This window comes from Aerosakkonema sp. BLCC-F183, assembly GCF_041929145.1.
Taxonomy (GTDB): domain Bacteria; phylum Cyanobacteriota; class Cyanobacteriia; order Cyanobacteriales; family Aerosakkonemataceae; genus Aerosakkonema.
Genome location: NZ_JBHFNU010000062.1, coordinates 111011 through 129222 on the forward strand (window position 1 = coordinate 111011; position 18212 = coordinate 129222).

Below are 18212 nucleotides of genomic sequence, written 5' to 3' on the forward strand. Positions count from 1 at the left end.
CCAAAAGGCCGATCGTATCACACCAGGAAACTCGATTTATTATTACCCAACGATCGTCCTGGGTAGAGATTGTATAACGGAAAACAATCGAAAGTGACCTGGACAAATGCCCAGGTCAGCTTTAGCTTAATGTCAAGCACATGATAAAATATTCAACCTATTTAGTTGAACATCATAACGTTTGATGGCATCGGCGAGACATCGAACTGTGTAATACTCACAGCATTACCGGGCCCGGAGGCATCCGGATCGTAACCTAAATAGCGATTTCCACCGCTACTGTAAAGGAAGAAAAGCGCAGTTTGCGAAGTACCGTTTTGTTCGGACAATTTTAAATCTACTTCCGCAACATCGGTGAAGTCAATAGTGGAATCAAAAACGACCAGCGTACTGGCACTAATGTCATCGCCCTCATGACCTAAACTGGAAACGCTGACCGGATCGATCTCAGAAATATTTCCGTAGTTTGCTTTTGCGAATTGTACTATGTCTTCCTCTGGAGAAAATCCGGTGATTATATCTGTAACCCCCATTGGCGGAACAAATGTCCAAGTCAGGAAGTCTGCACCACCTCCAGGACTGATGCGATCGACTCCTCCGTCGTTACCTTGAATTGTATCCGAACCATCACTTCCCAGAATCTGAACTTCGGAAGACGAAGAGTTCACTGTTGCTGTTAAGTCAAAATTGAAGGGATTTTCATTGCTATCATTGGTATCGATAGAAATACTACCTTCGAGATTTTCCGCCTTCGCAGTATCCACGTTAATAGTGAAAGTTGCTTGACTTCCCGGCGCTACAATGCCTGGAGTAATTCCCACCAAACTGAACCCATCTGACAAACTCCAATTACTCAAATTAAGAGTATCGTTGGGGCCGATATTTTTGATGGTGAAAGTTTTAGTTAAGGTTTGACCAACAGTAGTTGTCCCAAAGTCGATCGCCTCTGTGCTGCCATCAACAATATTCGTACTGCCATCGAGGATTTGGATTTCCGAACCTGATGTGTTCGATGACGAATCTTCCACCGTTGCTGCTACGGCAAAATTGAAAGGATTTTCATCGCTATCGTTGTTAGCGATCGCCAGATTTCCCGCGAGATTGCCAGATGTTGCCGTATCGACTTTGAGAATAAATTGAGATGCACTGTTAGGCGCTAGATTGGTGGGGATACTTCCCTGCAAACTGAACCCATTTGGCAAACTCCAATTACTCAAGATCAGATTATCGCTACTGCTGGTATTTTTGATGCTAAAGGTTTTAGTTAAAGTCGCACCAACATTAGCTGTACCGAAGTCGATCGCCTCTGTGCTGCCATCAACAATATCCGCACTGCCATCGAGGATTTGGATTTCCGAACCTGATGTGTTCGATGACGAATCCTCGACAGTTGCTTCGACGGCAAAATTGAAAGTACTTTCATCCTTATCGTTGCTATTGATGGCAATAATTCCTTCCGGATTCCCCGCCTTACTGGTAGCGACTTCGACAGTGAAATAAGCGCTACTCTTAGGCGCTACAGTTCCGGGAATAGTTCCCACCAAACAGAAATTATCAGGCAAAGTCCATTGAGTCAAATTGAGAGTATCGGTAGTACTGGTATTTTGGATGGTGAAAGTTTTAGTCAGTTTAGCACCAACCGTTGCTGTACCTAGATCGATCGCCTGCGTCGTACCATCAACAATATTGGTACTGCCATCCAGGATTTGAATTTCCGGATTCAATGCAGTATGCGACAAACCCTCATCATCAGTTATGGTGAGGACAGCAGAATTCAGCGTCCCAATTGTCGCGCCGCCTGTAGAATCGCATAAACTGACATTGACAGTTTCGTTGCCCTCAATAACTGTATCGTTGAAGATGGGAATGTTGACAACTTTGGGTACAGTATCTCCATCTGCCCAGTTGACGGCGATAAAGTTATTGTTGTAATCTGCTCCTGATGAAGGTGATGTGCCACCCAAAGCAGTACCGCCATTCAATAAGAGTTTGGCACTCACCGCACCCTGACTGCCGCCAGTGCGAGTTACCGTTACGGATGCGATCGGCGTACCATTTTCATCAACAGCAAAAGTAGGACTGGTAAACTCAAGAGTGCCTGCGTTAGTTGGAGACGAAGTGGGAGAAGAACTTGTACCATCTTGGATAGTCACAGTAGCTGTTTTGGGTGGTGCAACTGTCGCACCGTTAGCAGGGAAACCTAAAGCTAAGTTAAACGTTTCGTCACCTTCTGCGATCGAATCATTCACAATCGGAATATTTACCGTTTTTAAGGTTTCGCCAGCCGCAAAATTAATCGCAATGGGAGTGCTATTGTAGTAGTCATCTGGCGATTTCGCAGTGCCATCTGTGGCGAACAAAGTAGCGCTAACCGCTTCATCAATACCATCTGTACGACTTATCGTTACCGCTACTGCCGATGTGCCGTCTTCTCTAACGCGAATATCTTCGTTAGTAAAGGATAAGTAATTGTCAATTCGGATGGGAGAGTAAGTGAAGTTAGCTTTAGTAATGCTGTCTATGTCAACCCCTTTCAAATTCACCAAATACTCCTTGGTGATTTTATCTTGAATGAGGATATTACCTGCATTTTCACCGCTACCTTCTAAGATATTTAAATCCTCAAAGTTCAGTCCGCCAGTTAAGGCAATTAAATCTAAACCATCGCCAAAATCTGTGATGTAGTCGGCATCGGCAATGGTAGGGCCACCAGTGGTGAGAAAACCAGATACATCGTTACGTCTACCGATGACAAATACATCGTCACCACTACCACCGCTGAGACTATCTGCGCCTAAATCTCCCCAAAGAACGTCGTTATCTTCATCGCCAAAAACTCGATCGTTGTCTCTACCGCCGCGTAGAGTGTCTCTACCTTCACCTCCATAAACTATATCGTTGCCTTCATTGCCATCAACAAAATCGGAATCTTCGTTACCGTATAGCAAATCGTTGCCATCTAAACCAAGGACATAATCTTTTCCTTGTTCGCCATGTAAAACATCGCTGCCATTGCCACCAAAATCAGCTTCTGGGCCTTGACCGCCAAATAGATAATCATCTCCCTCGCCGCCATACCCGGTGTCGTCACCTAAATCTCCATAAATGGTGTCGTTGTTTTTGTCACCAAATATAACGTCATTGTTCTGTCCGCCGCGCACAATATCGTTGTTTTGACCGCCGCGAACTGTGTCGTTACCTTCGTTGCCATTAACAATATCTGCATCTTCGTTGCCAAATGCTAGGTCATCGCCACCCAGACCGAGAACAATATCATTGTCCTGTTCGCCAAATAAAACATCATTGCCATTGCCGCCATAGTCTGCTTCTGGGCCTTGACCGCCAAATAGTTGGTCTTGACCTTGGCCGCCATAACCGGTGTCATTACCTAAATCCCCATAAATAATATCGTTGCCTTCATTTGCTAGTAGCGAGTCATTGTTCTGACCGCCGCGCAAGGTATCTTTGCCGATATCGCCAATAACTAAATCGTTATTTTCGTTGCCATTGATGAGATCTAAATCTTCGTTACCGTTGAGGATGTCTTCCCCTTCCATACCAAAAATGGTGTCATTATTTTCTAATGCTGGAATGCTGTCGGAAACGGGAGAACCAGTCAAAAAATCGCTGCCGGTTGTGGGATTTAAGGTAGCCAATTTCTTTACTCCTAACAGGTAGAGCCACTGCTTTACTGTTCAGGTTATCGATTCAATTTAATTTTCTCTTCATTATTTATGAAGATATTTGATGACTAATAGGCAGTTTTTTCTTAGTAATAATTGCAATTTTTAATTGCGCCTCTTCCTTGCTGTGGGTGATGATCCGGTCTATAGATAGATTATTTTTACTGAGTGAAAAGCCCAACAAGCTCAACCAAAAGTCGATCGCAAGATAGGTTTTTAATTTGAAAAATAGTTTAAAATTCCCAACAAAGCGTTTTGATATTTTTTAGTGAGCAATTGCTCACTAAAAAACCGGTTTCTTCAAGAAACCGGTTTTCTGAGAAAATACCTCTAGCCTTTGACAATCTCGCGCACGGAAGGCTGTCCGTCCTTAATTTCGCCTACCAGCACTAAATTCGTGGTGTTGACAAATAAGCCATTTTCGAGAACACCGGGAATGTTGTTAAGTGTTTTCTCTAGTTCGGCTGGGTCATCAATGCTGTCAAATTTGACATCGATTACCATATTTCCCTGATCGGTAACTACTGGGCCCGCTTTTTTGATGCCCATTCGCAATTCTGGTTTGCCGCCGAGTTTTTCAATGGCACGCATGACGGGTGCGTATGCCATCGGTATAACTTCTACCGGTACCTTGAAGGTGGAACCGAGCTTGTCTACGAGTTTGGAACTATCCACAACTACGATAAACTGGGCAGCGAGGGTATCGACGACTTTTTCGCGGGTGTGGGCAGCGCCGCCACCTTTGATTAAATTAAGTTGGGGGTCAACTTCATCGGCACCGTCAATGGCGATATCGATCCGATCGATTACATCCAGTGTCGTCAGGGGAATGCCATACTCTCTGGCTAACACTTCCGCCTGAAACGAGGTGGGGACGCCTATGATATCTTTTAATTCGCCGGATTTGAGGCGATCGCCCAAAAATTGTATCGCGTAAGCTGTAGTAGAGCCAGTTCCCAGCCCTACAATAGAACCAGATTGCACGCGATCGGCAGCAGCTTTGCCGACTTGCTGTTTCATCAATTTAGAGGCGTCCATTTCTGCGGTCATTCACTAAACTCCTTCGTCGTCGGTTAAAAGGTCATCGGTCAAAAGGTCAAAAGGTCATTTCATTCCTATTCCCCGATCGCCAATTACCTGTTCCGCGATTAAAATAACTCCAGCGTTAACTTTACCGCGTCAAGGGCAAGCTAATTAGGATGCAAAGTCAACTTCATTCAGAAGCAGCGCAAAACTTCTGCAACATCGGCAACCAACTCAAAAGTCAGCAAAAACTCCATGAAGCGATGGAAAGCTACCAAAAGGCGCTAGAAATTCAACCAGACTACGCCCAGGTACACTACGAGCTCGGTGAGTTATACTTGCGGCAAAGGAAGTTCCCTGAAGCGATCGAATCCTGCAAACTCGCCCTGAAGTTACAACCGGATGAAGCCCCGACTTACAAGATTTTAGGCAACGCCCTGCAAGCCCAAGGCAAGATAGAAGAAGCTCTTCGCGCTTACAATAAGGCGTTGGCAATTAACCCGGACTTTGCGGAAGCTTATGTCAATAAAGCGACAATGCTTTCCAAGCTGGGTCAGTCAGAAGAAGCGATCGCCCACTATCAAAAAGCGATCGACCTCAAACCAGACCTGGCAGCTGCATATTGGAATTTGGCAAATGTTTTTATGCAGTTGGGTCGATCGGATGAAGCAGTTCCGTGCTGGCAAAAGGCTTTACAACTCAAACCAGAACTCCTAAACGCCGAAACTCTCAACGATCTGGGAACGGCTGTCGGCAAACAAGGTAAGTGGTCTGAGGCGATCGCATACTACAAACGTGCGGTGGCGTTAAAACCGAATTACCCCATTGCACATTTTAACTTGGGTACGGCTCTCAAACAACAAGGTCAAATAGAGGAAGCGATCGTCCATTTCCAAACCACGATCGATCTCAAACCAGATTACGCAGAAGCCTACAATCAGTTAGGCAATGCTTTCGTCGAACAAGAGAAGTTTTCACAAGCCCTCGTTCAGTACGGGAAAATACTTCAAATCCTACCAAAATCGGCCAAAGCATATTTTAACATCGGGGCAGCGCTAGCACAACAAGATAAATTTGAAGAGGCGATCGTCCAGTTCCAAAAAGCGATCGAACTGCAACCCGACTTAGCCGAAGCTTACTATAACATCGGGATGTCAGTGCAACGGCAAACTCAGCAACAAGGTCAGCTGAATGTCGAGAAGTTCAGATATGCAATCAACACTCTCTTCAAAGCTATTAAAATCCACCCCGATCGATTGCTTTCCCATTTGTGTCTGTCCCAGTTAATCGGCGGGCCAAACAATAATGCTAATTTTGCCCTACTCAGAGAAGCGGCAGATGATTACATCCAGAATTGTGGCGAAAACGGTCAACTAATTGCTGCCGCAACTTTTATCGCTACATATGTTAAATCTGGACTCAATCAAATTGCCTGGGAGAAATTTTTGCAAATCGAACCGCTAATTTATCAGCGCTTGTCAGAATTAAAATCAGAAGAAATAGCAATACTCTATACACAAGTTTTGTTTCATATCAATTATTTGCGGGATGATTTACTTGCCAACTCTAAACTGGCCAAGACAATTGGCGAAAAATATGCAGAAAAAGTGATTAACGCTAAGCAAGAGCAAATTTACAATATTCTACCAAAAAGTAAAGGTTCGTCAAAACTAAGAATAGGCTTTTTGTCGAGTTACTTTGTCAGACACTCTGTAGGCTGGTGTAGTTATGACAGCATCCGAGCATTAACCGACCTGACGCAAAATGTCTACTTGTATGTCACGGGCAATCGCAAATCAGATGATAGAACTAAGCTATTTGAACAGGCTTGTACCAGATTTTATAGACCCCAAAAGTTGGCCAATGGCGGCGCGGAAACAAACGAAATAATCGCACAAATATTAAAAGATGAAGTGGATGTATTAATCGATTTGGATTCTCTCACAGTCCCCATTCAAGTCGATATTATTTATAAAAAACCAGCGCCTGTGTGTATATCTTGGTTGGGATTTGAACCGCCATTCACAGATGCAAACAATTACTTCCTATGCGATTGGCACACGCACCCCGCAGGCACAGAACAATACAATCGGGAACAGTTAGTTCGTCTGCCAGATTCATTTGTTGCAGTTTCTGGATTTGAATGCCAATCCGTACAGCGAGAAGTTACCAGAAAATCTATGCGGATCGCTGAAGATCAGGTAGTTTACTTATGCGTTGCGCCTGCATATAAAATGAATCCAGATCTGATAAAAGCGCAGGTAAAAATCCTCAAGCACGTACCTGATAGCATATTGCTATATAAGGGACACACAGGCGATCGAGAAATAATTAAAGCGACTTATCAGAAGGAATGTGAAGCAATTGGTGTGCGCTTTAACCGCATAAAATTTATGCCGATAACAAAGACGGAAGAAGAACATAGAGCAAGTTACAAAATAGCCGATGTTTTGCTGGATTCCTATCCTTATAATGGTGGGACGCATAACTTGGAAGCATTGTGGTTTGAGTTGCCAGTTGTAACTAGAATAGGTGAGCAGTATCTTTCCAGAATGGCATATTCTTTTTTACAATCTCTTTCTATTTCAACTGGCGTAGCTAAGAGTTGGGAAGAGTACACAGATTGGGGAATAAAACTCGGTAACGACACCGAGTTAAGGCTTTCAGTCCGAGAGCAAATTGTGCGATCGAAACAACCTGAAAATTTAGCCCCTTTGTGGAACACGAAAAAATTTGCTCAGGATATGTACAACATATTTGAAGAACTTGTAGCTAAACAAAAATGACTCAAATCAAAAGTCAAAAGTCAAAAGTCAAAAGTCAAAAGTCAAAAAAAAGAATAAATAATGCACTGGAAGACAATAAGCAACGACCGCTTACCACCAACCACTGACCACTGACTAATGACCAAAGAACAGCAGCATCCTCAATATAGTAAAGACCGCAAAGTTGTCGATAACCTCTTAGTAGGAAAGCCCAGTGAATACAACCTAGCTGAATTAGCGCGGTTGCGAATTCGCTACCTTGGTTTTCCCGGTGCGAGAGATATCAAGGGAGACTTGGACAAAGTTCTGCAAATGTGGGGTATGAACGAAGAGGAACTTTACGAAACTACCCGCAAAATTCATGCGAAAGGGGAAGTTTATAAAACTCGCGGTAGCGATAGCGAAGATTGGGCTTAGGTGATGTACATAAAAATCCGCTTTCTTGAAGAAACTGGGTTTCTGTACTGCACTTCATACAACTGGAAGTTGCTGTAATTACTTCTCTAGAGCGCCAGTCTAGTAGAATAAATTGACAAAAAGAACGAAATATGTACTATGTAGGGGCGAAGCATTCGGGCGACAATTTATGGCACAACACCCAAGATTTTTTGTCCGTAGGCGATAGCCTGCCGGCAGGCATATGCTTCACCCTGCCGAGGTTTCTATCAGCAACACACCTTATTTCTTTTGTCAACCTCTTTTACTGGACTGGCACTCTAGACGCTATTTTCCTGAGAATTTACTTTTTGACGAGATGACGACAGTAACTCCTCCTTAGTAATTGGCGTTCTCCTGAGAGTATCTAGAGGAACTAGAAACTCACATTGTTGAATTTTCATATCCAGCGCATCAAACACCGCCATTACATCAAGAAAGCTCGCATTATCATAATCTTGTTCCTCATATTGCTGAATTTGCTCCTCTGTCAACCCAGCTAAATCTCCTAGTTCTTTTTGGGTGAGTTTAGCTGCCATCCGAGCTTTGATCAGTACTTCCGGTAGATAATTTATCTCATCAAGTTTCAACACTATTGGAGTATAACGATCGTGATTTGTAAGGGTTTCGTATTCTTCAATTTGTTCCCTAAGCTCATCAACTTTACTCTGGTATGAATCCTTCAAAAGTTTCCACCGCTTCGGGTCGTTTCTCAAACTTTCGCTATGATCGAATGCTGCTACTGTCTGTTCAAATTTATGCAACCAATCTATGGTGTTGCGATAGTGTTGTTCTGTTTTTATCATCATACGTTCCACCTCAATAAGTCAATAGCAATAACGCCTTTGCTTCTATTAGTTCTTGTGTCAAATTGAAAAAAATCTAGATAGGTTATACCAGAAATGTCCGCCGGGTAATCAGAGGGAAAAATTTCACCTCCATACCTGGTTTTTTGCTCTGCACGCTTTTGGGCAAAATTATATAAGCTGGGAGCAATACTTTGTAAGTAGTTGATATCTAAAAGTTCGTCCCATGTTGCCCAGTGAATTCCTGGGGTTAGGTAGCCGTCATCGTCAAATTCTGGAATCATTATATCATTTTAACCAATTAGGGAGATGCGTGCGATCGCCTTCATTCTCCAAACCATACAACATCGCCGCCAGTCGGTAATTAATAGCCATTGAATTGGCAAATACTTTCGTCAAATTATCTGCTAATTCATCTACAAAAGTCTGTTCTGCTTCTGTTAATTGTGTCTGTTTAAAAGTACTATTTTGCAAAATTTTATGAGCCTTACCGACTTTTCCCAAATAGAAACTTTCCAGTTCTTCAACTGCTGCACTCAACCAAAAATCAGCTATGCGTTTGCGAATTAAGCGTAAGTCTGCCAATACCGATTCATCTTCTGGATCGATTTCGTAGAGGTTGATACTTCCACTTAGCAGATTGAGAAATTGCGATGAATCGATAGTTTCTTCCAGCAACTGCCGCTCAAACTTTTCGACATGAATTGATAACTCAGCGGAGACTTTCTTAGCATTTTCTATACTTGCAACAGCTTCCAGCAAGGCTGAGCTAACTAAGTCAGCCATTTTTGACCACGAAAACTTTTGAGATTGTCGTAAGCCAGCCGAAATTAATGATTGGCGAACATCGGGCTTTTGAACTTCAGATAAAGCTTTTGTTAATTCATCGACATCACTATCATTTACATAAATTGCCGCTTCTCCAGCCACTTCGGGAATAGAGGCATTTGCACAAGTAATTACCGGACATCCGCAGGCTAAAGCCTCAACTATAGGTAATCCAAATCCTTCATATTTTGATGGATAAACTAATGCGATCGCACCAGAATAAGCTAATTTTAATTCTTCATCTTCTAATTGCAATTTATGAATTGCAACACCCGATACAAAGGGTTTATAATCGTTTTCTGATAAGAGACTAGCACCTGTACAAACAATCTCAAAATCTTCTTTATTTGTCAGTTTTGCCAAAGCTTGAATAAACAAAATGCTATTTTTGTAACCTGTTGACGCACCAACTAAAATAAAGTAAGGTTTTGAAATGCTATACTTTGCTCTAAAACGGCTAATTTCTTCAGGAATAGATGGTGAAAATATACTTTTGACACCACAATGAGCTACAGTTATAGAACTGGCAGGAATATGGGGAAAAAACTTTGCTAAATCGCGGGCTGTATTTTCTGAAATCGCAATGTATCTATATGCGTGACGGATAGCATAATGTTTCTCGCGCCACATAGCTTCGGCAATATTCCACTGCATAACTTCTGGAATCATATCATATGCCATAAACACAGATGGCGTTGAAATAGGTGTTGTATAGTAGGTTGAAATAAATAAGTCAGCATTTTCTTCATCGCAGACTTGCTGCAACATTCTGCGGTCTGCATCTGTGCTGCTATAGTTATATTGTTGCACATTTCGATATCGGATACCAGAAATTTTGGGAGCAGTACCAATTCGATCGAGTACAACAATATGCTTTGCCCATCCACTGGCTGCCCACTCTTCTAGCAATGACCTCCAAACGCGAGCAATTCCCGTTTTATAGAATTGAAAGAATATAGTATCAATAACTATTTTAGGATATATTTTTTGATAGGTTACAGTTTTTTTCCTCATCTCATCTTGTCGGAACAATTGCCAACTTATGCCATTTTTTCCTATTTGAAAAATTGGTACTACGCCCCATGATTGAGCGGTATCAACCATAGTCTCATCTTTAACCCATGAAAAATAATCGCGCAATAGTACTGGAAATATTTGATTTTTCTGTAACTCTTTCCATTTAATAACAGCATTTTTATACCCGTAGTATTGTTCTTTAAATTGCAACTGATTGATAGTCACATATGCAAAATGTTGAAAAATCAATCCCTCCTTTTCAGTTTCTTGATGTAAAAAAGGGTTGACGGCAGCAATATTTCTATATTGACCATTTGGTAATGGCTCCACTAATATTGGAGGTTCGTGTGCCGCCCAAAAATACCCTGGTTTATATCTCCATGTTCTCAACCAATCCTGCTGAGGATTTTGTCCATAACAATTACGACTGCTAATAATTAAATTCTCTCCTACAAAATACCAGCACCAGTAAAAAGCGGCTGTCTTATCAGGGTTTTTGATAAATATTTGTCGCGCCGTACATAGTTGCTCTACAGTCCATAGTTCATCTACATCCACCTGCCACAGCAAACATTCTTCTTGAATATTGACAAGTGGAGCATTCACCATTTCCCGTTTTCCGTTCCAAAAAACAGACTCTGGCTTCCGATAAACTGTGATTTTTTCAGGGTATAATTGTGTCAGTTCGTCTAGATATTCTGTTGTGCCATCATTGCTACGTCCGTTGTAATGGATGTCTGCTGTTATTTTTCCACCCAACTGCAAACTCCAAGCAGTGTCATGCTTTAAATCAGCTACACCTTCAACAATGTGCCAATGCCATTTGAAAGGTAATTGGTTAAAAATTTCGATCTGATAACGAATAAATGGTTGCCCATTAAGGACTATCGTAAAGAAGTGAACTGGTGGATACAACAAACTATCTTTATTCATTTTCACTTATTTTTTTAATACCTTATTTCCAGAAGATTTGCTGTCTTTTTGGGCAATGGGTTTCGGCTTGCTCTCTTCTATAGAGGTTGTCACAGGTACGGGTGGATGAGTCGCAGAAGTATGATTTGCCATTTCCGGAATTTGCATATTTGTTGCTGACGCCATAGGAGTCAAAAACTGTGCAACTTCAACTTGTTCCTGTAGTTGCTCTGTGGAAGATACCAAACCGCTCAACTCGTTAACCAGGTTGCGTAAATTATTGCGGAATCTGGGATCTCCTGTCAACTCATCGAGGTCAGATGTGATTTTTTGTGCGTTCTCAAACGTGACGCGAGCGGAATCTAATGTTTGTTGTAGAGTTAGTAAATAATTTGGGTCATTCAACGAGTTGGAGATATCGCGTAAATTGGCTGAAGCTTGCGCTGCATTGGCAGATAGAGTTTCTAAGTTACGGATAAATTCTCCTTGCAAAACGCGATCGATCGCCGGCGAAAGGTTGGCTACCGTAACGCGAAGCTGTTCGCTAGTTTGGCTGAGATTGTTGAGGGTATTGACAAGTGCAGCTTGATTTGTTTTGACTAAACTATTGATATTTGTAAGTAAATCGCTGGCTTGACCGGCTGTTACACTAAATCGATCGGCTGTTGTATCAAATTTACCCGCCGTCTGAGTAACAGTCTCGTTAATTTGATTTGCCGTTCGAGTAGCCGTAGCATCAATTCGATTCACAGCTACGGAAACTTGGTCGGCAGTTCGACCGAATTTGTCTATAGTTGTACCAATGCGATCGGTAGTACGACCTAATTTATCAGCAGTCGCACCGATGCGATCGGTAGTTTGATTAACCGCAACATTAATTTGACCGGCAGTTCCAGCAAATCGATCGGCAGTTTGATTGAGTTTGTCAGCAGTTCCACCGAATTTGGCGATAGTTAGGTTAACATTATCCGCTGTGTTGCCGAATTTGGCAATTGTTTGATTTAGTCGATCGGCAGTTCCGCCGAATCGATCGACTGTTGTACCCAATTTTTGCGCCGTTGCACCAACCGCATTCGCCGCCGCCGATACATTTCTCAAATCTTGCTTTACCGATACGATCAAACCAGACAGTTCTCGTGTCAGTTGAGTCACTCCCTGTGCCGCTACAGATGTGTTTGCTACTGCCGAATTTATGTTCTCAAAAAACTTGGGGTCGCTGTACAAATTGGCAAAGCGCACGGCAACGCGAATTAGTTCATCCAAACTAATTCCCACCCTACCTTGCAAACGTTCGTTGTTACAGATAATCAAGTTGCGATCTTTACAGTCAGGGGCAAACGGGTTAGCACCTCGAACATCAACTGGTACAGTATTTATAGGTACGATATCGATAGTATTTTCGCTAATTAAACCAGATTGATTTGCTTCTACTACAACATCGCGAGGAATCGCTAAATCTGATTGGGTAATTTCAATTTCAACTTCAACTCCATTCGCTTGTGGTTTGATGTTGCTAACTTTGCCAACAGCGACACCGCGATATCGCACTGGCGTTCCTACTTGCATACCAGCTGCGTTAGCAAACTCAACGATCGCTTTATAGGTACGAGTGCCGAAATATGTGCCGCGCAACCACAAAACCAATGCAGCGAATAAGCCTATTCCCAACAAAAATAACAAACCGACAGAGCCTTCCCGAACTGTTCGCGATCGCATCTCCTCTCCCCCAACCGACTTTAGATTTTGGCTTTTGGATTTTGGATTTTAGATTTGAAGACTTGCGACGATCGAAAACTATTAGAGTTATCTTAACCGGCTACTTGAATCGGCCCTTCTACGCTACCGCTAAAAAATTGCCGGATCAAAGCGTTATCGGTCGTATCGATCTCGCTAAGACTTCCCGACCACTGCACCTTACCCCGGTAGAGGAACACAATTCGATCGGCAGTACGGCGGATCGTGCTGTCTTGGTGAGTAACAATAACGTAGCTGCTGCAACCTCCTTCATTACACTGTAACTGGCGGATCAAATCCTCAATCACCGTAGAAGCAACCGGGTCTAGTCCGGCGGTAGGCTCATCGTACAGCAAAACTTCTGGGGTATCCTTGGGATTTTCTGGATTTGACATAATCGCACGCGCAAAACTCACCCGTTTACGCATCCCGCCCGATAATTGAGAAGGATAGCGATCGCCAATTCCTGGCAATCCCACCATCTCCAGCTTTTCGTTAACCAGTTCGCGAATGACGCGGCGCGGCAGTTTAGAATGTTGAAACAGCACAAAACCGACATTTTCCTCTACTGTCAGCGAGTCGAACAAAGCCGCTTGCTGGAAAACCATGCCAATGCCGATCAAATCTTCTGCATCTTCCACCAACCCACGCCGTCGCTCTCCTTTAATATAAATCTCGCCAGCATCGGGAGCTAACAAACCAGAAATTATGCGTAAAATCGTCGATTTTCCCGTACCGGAGGGGCCAATAATCGCCAGCGCTTCGCCTTGGTAAATCGTCAAATCGACTTCATCTAAGACTAAAGCATCGCCAAAAGACTTACTGATTTCCTTTAGTTCAATTAACGGCTCAGCCATAAAAGTTCTCAGTGTTGAGTCACACGATTTTGGATTTTGGATTTTGGATTAGTTGGGCAGGTTGAAATTTGGAAAAATTTTTTGATGATTTTCTGGAAATGGAAGGCTATAAACTTCTTTTTTTTGGGTAAAAAAATTATAATTTATTATCATGACAGACATCCAACAGTTACTAACAGAAATCCAGCAAGAAGCTCAAAGTTCTGAGTTTCCCATCGACGAACCAGTCTATCGTGCAGCAGGTTTAGAGCCCACCCAGCCAATTCTATACGCAGGTAACCTAGAAAGCCAGCTATGCTTTTTTGCGCGAGATTTAGGCAAAGATGAAGTAATTGCCCGTCAACCGCTTTATGGCGCAGCAGGCAAGCTCGTCCGCCTGGGTCTCTACCGCGCTATCTACGGTAAAGAGCCGAGCGACAATGGAGATTTACAAACCGTTCTCGATCGAGTTCTCTTCACCAACACCGTTCCTTACAAGCCACCTGGGAACAAAGCTTACTCAGAAGCCGTCAAAAAGAGATTTCGTCCTTTTCTAGAGCGTTTGCTGGTATTTCACTGGCAAGGAAATCAAATTATCACGTTGGGGAATGAAGCTTTTAAATGGTTTTCTCCCTATGCTGGCAAAGGCGTGGCGGCGGAATTTTTTGAAGGTAGCGATCGCTACACGGCCAGCTTGCAAGTTACCCTCCAAGCAAAAGATAACCAAGGCAATCTGCATCAACGTGTTGTGACGCTGATGCCCCTACCTCACCCTTCTCCCCTCAACCAACAATATTACGCCCAATTTCCCCAAATGCTTCAGCAGCGCCTAGCCGAAATTAGGGGCTAGGGATTAGGAGCTAGGGGGAAGAGGGAGCGGGGGAGCAGAAGAATTAATCTTTTCCCTTTTCCCTTTTCCCTTTTCCCTCTTCCCTCTTCCCTCTTCCTCTTCCTCTTCCCTAACCCCTAGCCCCTCACCCCTAGTCCCTTTTTTTGACTTTTGACTTTTGACTGTCCCACTTCCCCCTGAAGCTTTCATCTCTCACCAGGAACACCGATGGGGATGTTTAAGTCTTGGATATGGGTATACTCAGATTAATAGCTTTAAATCTATCGGCGGTGCTAAATTGTCATCTGCCAAAAGTAATATAGTTTCGCTTTTGGAGTCTTTGACGGCTAAGCCGATATAACTGTTAGTCGTTATTGCACAAGTAGGTATTTATATGGGTTGGAAAAAACCCCTCCTAAATCTGGCAACGCTTTCATTAACGGTATCTCTGGGATTGGCTATCATCCCTCGCTTCCCAGCCAAAGTACAAGCACAGCAAAAACAAACCTCTGTCGCTCAAAGGATACCTGGCAGTTGGGAAATTTCTCAGGCATTTCAGGCTCCAAATAGAGGCGCACCTAGCAGCACTGCCGGAGGCGCGTCGCGTCGTACCCAATGCGGAACAGAGAAATACGAAGATGACGGCTCTTTTGCTGTATTGATGCCAACAGATAGTAAAACAAATAGTAAATTCGGCTTGACGGCAACAGCAAATCCAAAATTCTTCTTTTATATTCGCTTCACTTCTGCACCTACCGCAAAATTTGTTCTCAAGGATAACCAGGATAACAATATTATTGAGAAAACATTTGCTATTGCTGGCACACCCGGTATTGTGAGCTTCAGCCCCTTTGAAGGTGAAAATTTATCGTCTTTAGAGAAAGGAAAAAGTTATAAATGGATGTTGCTACTTAATTGTAACGACCAAATTAACAGTCCTATAGTGCAAGGTTTCATAGAACTAACTGACCCCAGTCCAACTTTAACGCAACAACTCAAGGAAGCCCAAGGAGAGCGCGATCGCCTAGCATTGTATGCTAAAAATGGTATTTGGTACGAGGCGCTCAGCACTATAGCAGAACTACACCGCACCGATCCTAATAATCCAGACGTAGCAGCTGCCTGGGAAGAACTGTTAAAATCAGTCGGACTGGAGGAACTCGCCAAAGAGCCTTTGGTCGATTGCTGTAAAGCAGTAACGACGACTGCATCACCTTAGCGATTGATGCACATCAAGTCGGCCTTCATGTATCCAGGATAGCGCCCGATGGCTAGTTAATAGACACTTTTACGGTTTGCTATTTCTTGCTGGGGGCGCAGCCTTGTCGCTACAATGACTAAAGCCAAAGTCCCGCTTATTTTAAATTTCATAGCCTTAGACAAAATAAACTTGAAAATTTGGCGCGACAACTGCACGACAAAGCACGACAAAAAGTCGAACTTGCGATCGCACAACACCTAATACTAAAATCCCTGAAGTCCGATTATTGCAAGGACTCCAGGGATTTTTTCTGATGGGCGACCAGGGGCTCGAACCCTGAACCACCGGATTAAGAGTCCGCTGCTCTACCATTGAGCTAGTCGCCCTCCGAATTGCTATCATAACAAATTCAACAATATTTATGCAGCGATCGCCTAAAATTTTTTAAGTCGGAGAAGTGACAAGCTGATTGTTTGACCGGTCTAGAGTGTGGGAACGCTTACTCTGAGAGGGTAAGAACTTGCACGCCTTCATAATTTCGTAGAGATTGACATCTTTCTCCAGCAAGCAAGCGTGACCGCTTTCGGGTAGCACGGCGATTTGGACATTGGGTAAGCTTTCCGCTAAGCGTTCGGCTTCAGTTGCAGAGGGTAGCAGGCGATCGGACCCACCCGCAACAATCAGCACCGGTTGACCGATGCGATGTAACTCGATATTCTCAACATCAAAATCTTTGAGCAGAGATAGTCGCCACACAGCTGTTTTCTGAGGTACCATCTGCACAGCTTCTATGAGAGCTTGACGGTCTTCGGGGGCAATTCTTCCCAAAGCCGCTAAAACTGGCAAACCTACCAACGAACCGAACTGATAAAAGCTCTCCGGTACGATCTTAGTCAAAGGGATGCCGAAATATATCCAAGAGCGACGACTTATAGAAGAAGCTGGGTTGACTAAAATCAGGCGTTCAAATAGTTGAGGAGCTCGCAGCGCGACTTTAATCGCCAAGCAACCGCCAAACGACTCGCCGCACAAATAAACCGATCGCTGGGGATCTTGCTTTATTTCTGCTTCGATCAGTCCCACAACTTTATCCGCCAGAACATCCCAGTTTGTCAAGTCATTGGCTGGGATCGCCAAACAGCGTATATCGAAGCCAGTTTCCAAACCAGCCGTTTGCGATCGAAACAGTTGACCCGTACCATCCATTCCTGGCAGAAAAACAAATAGAGGGCAATCTGGCTTAAGTGCTTTGGGCGTCAAAAAGCAAGGGTGACTTTTGATCTGTGGCATCGTTAAATAAATAATTCAATCTCAATAACAGCCCCGACGGAGCAGTTCGGCAATTTCAGTTTGACAGTAATGCGTAATCTCAGCAACGACTGTTTTTGCCTGTTTGCCTTGATAGTATTCCCGTTGGGAAGCCCTTATCCAACAAGGACGACCGATGAGAACGTTGACTCGGCGATATACTACCAGAGGATGCCAACCCGATCGAGCGAACAACGGTTCTGAAGGGTCAAACAAGCTCAATAGCTTGAGGGGAACGGCTGAACTTACCGATTCCTCAATCGAAGCGATCGTCACTGGCAATATTACCAAATCTGGCACCGCAGCTCGCAAAGCCAAATGTGCGAATCCCCTTTGAAACTTGCCTAATTTATCCGGCGGGCTAAATTTGACCATAGGTTGCGCCCCTTCCGGAAACACTCCCACTACCTGCTGAGCCTGTAAAAGTCCGATCGCCCGATCGAAAAAATGCTGCTGCCTGAGTCCTGCTTCTTTTAACGGAAAGCACCCCAATTTTGTCACAATTTCCCGCATCACCGGTACTTGCCCCATGTAATGATGACAAGCAAAACGAATTGTACGTCCCACGGATGCCATCAGCAGCGGTGCATCCATAAAGCTGCGATGATTGCTCACCAGCAGCATCGGCCCGCTTTGAGGAATACGATCCTCATGGTGGAGAAACAGCCGTGTGCCAGTGGCAGCAAGGAACGAGTGCGAAATCGTCAGTGGACTTTCGGAATACATGGAGAAAGCAACATCAATAGCAATACGGAAGACATTCTTCTTAATAATTGTTAACTTTAATGTAATAGCAGCGACAAATATCCCAGGGTAGAGACGCCTCTACCTCGAT

13 protein-coding genes and 1 tRNA gene are annotated in these 18212 nt (G+C 43.6%); 4 read left to right on the forward strand and 10 right to left on the reverse strand.

Annotation, left to right across the window (positions count from 1 at the left end):
- Nucleotides 1–161 precede the first annotated feature (161 nt).
- Together ACE1CD_RS18460 and rpiA are read right to left on the reverse strand one after the other, a co-directional pair.
- On the reverse strand, nt 162–3656 hold the full coding sequence (locus ACE1CD_RS18460; protein WP_374825983.1) for a choice-of-anchor D domain-containing protein: 3495 nt from the start codon (nt 3654–3656) through the stop codon (nt 162–164).
- 357 nt (nt 3657–4013) lie between these two features.
- Entirely contained in the window at nt 4014–4733 is a 720-nt protein-coding gene (rpiA, locus tag ACE1CD_RS18465) for a ribose-5-phosphate isomerase RpiA (RefSeq protein WP_374791419.1), read from the reverse strand.
- 149 nt (nt 4734–4882) lie between these two features.
- Here rpiA and ACE1CD_RS18470 point away from each other — a divergent pair, with 149 nt between their 5' ends.
- Together ACE1CD_RS18470 and ACE1CD_RS18475 are read left to right on the forward strand one after the other, a co-directional pair.
- Entirely contained in the window at nt 4883–7492 is a 2610-nt protein-coding gene (locus ACE1CD_RS18470) for a tetratricopeptide repeat protein (protein WP_374825984.1), read from the forward strand.
- Between the two features lie 117 nt (nt 7493–7609).
- Complete coding sequence (locus tag ACE1CD_RS18475) at nt 7610–7888, forward strand: DUF3288 family protein (RefSeq protein ID WP_374791423.1); 279 nt, start codon at nt 7610–7612, stop codon at nt 7886–7888.
- A 299-nt stretch (nt 7889–8187) separates the two neighbouring features.
- Here the strand turns inward: ACE1CD_RS18475 and ACE1CD_RS18480 are convergent, their stop codons facing one another.
- The 5 genes from ACE1CD_RS18480 to ACE1CD_RS18500 all read right to left on the reverse strand — a co-directional run bounded on the left by ACE1CD_RS18480 (nt 8188) and on the right by ACE1CD_RS18500 (nt 14060).
- A complete protein-coding gene (locus tag ACE1CD_RS18480) occupies nt 8188–8715 on the reverse strand; it encodes a helix-turn-helix domain-containing protein (protein ID WP_374791425.1) in 528 nt (175 codons plus the stop codon).
- Complete coding sequence (locus ACE1CD_RS18485) at nt 8712–8996, reverse strand: hypothetical protein (RefSeq protein WP_374791427.1); 285 nt, start codon at nt 8994–8996, stop codon at nt 8712–8714. The genes ACE1CD_RS18480 and ACE1CD_RS18485 overlap by 4 nt, the downstream gene beginning before the upstream one ends.
- A gap of 4 nt (nt 8997–9000) precedes the next feature.
- Nucleotides 9001–11490, reverse strand: a complete 2490-nt coding sequence (locus tag ACE1CD_RS18490; protein ID WP_374825985.1) for a glycosyltransferase family 4 protein — start codon at nt 11488–11490, stop codon at nt 9001–9003.
- 6 nt (nt 11491–11496) lie between these two features.
- On the reverse strand, nt 11497–13185 hold the full coding sequence (locus ACE1CD_RS18495; RefSeq protein WP_374825986.1) for an MlaD family protein: 1689 nt from the start codon (nt 13183–13185) through the stop codon (nt 11497–11499).
- 92 nt (nt 13186–13277) lie between these two features.
- Nucleotides 13278–14060, reverse strand: a complete 783-nt coding sequence (locus ACE1CD_RS18500; protein WP_374791434.1) for an ABC transporter ATP-binding protein — start codon at nt 14058–14060, stop codon at nt 13278–13280.
- A gap of 151 nt (nt 14061–14211) precedes the next feature.
- On the opposite strand from ACE1CD_RS18500, the gene ACE1CD_RS18505 reads away from it, so the two are divergent.
- The gene (locus ACE1CD_RS18505) at nt 14212–14889 is read left to right on the forward strand and encodes a uracil-DNA glycosylase family protein (RefSeq protein ID WP_374791436.1); all 678 of its coding nucleotides are present in this window, start codon (nt 14212–14214) and stop codon (nt 14887–14889) included.
- Nucleotides 14890–15262: 373 nt separating this feature from the next.
- The gene (locus tag ACE1CD_RS18510; RefSeq protein ID WP_374791438.1) at nt 15263–16087 is read left to right on the forward strand and encodes a DUF928 domain-containing protein; all 825 of its coding nucleotides are present in this window, start codon (nt 15263–15265) and stop codon (nt 16085–16087) included.
- 296 nt (nt 16088–16383) lie between these two features.
- Here the strand turns inward: ACE1CD_RS18510 and ACE1CD_RS18515 are convergent.
- The 3 genes from ACE1CD_RS18515 to ACE1CD_RS18525 form a co-directional block, all read right to left on the reverse strand.
- Nucleotides 16384–16455, reverse strand: a tRNA-Lys gene (locus tag ACE1CD_RS18515).
- A 58-nt stretch (nt 16456–16513) separates the two neighbouring features.
- Nucleotides 16514–17359, reverse strand: a complete 846-nt coding sequence (locus ACE1CD_RS18520; protein ID WP_374825987.1) for an alpha/beta fold hydrolase — start codon at nt 17357–17359, stop codon at nt 16514–16516.
- A 21-nt stretch (nt 17360–17380) separates the two neighbouring features.
- Nucleotides 17381–18103, reverse strand: a complete 723-nt coding sequence (locus ACE1CD_RS18525) for a lysophospholipid acyltransferase family protein (RefSeq protein ID WP_374791442.1) — start codon at nt 18101–18103, stop codon at nt 17381–17383.
- Between the last annotated feature and the right edge of the window lie 109 nt (nt 18104–18212).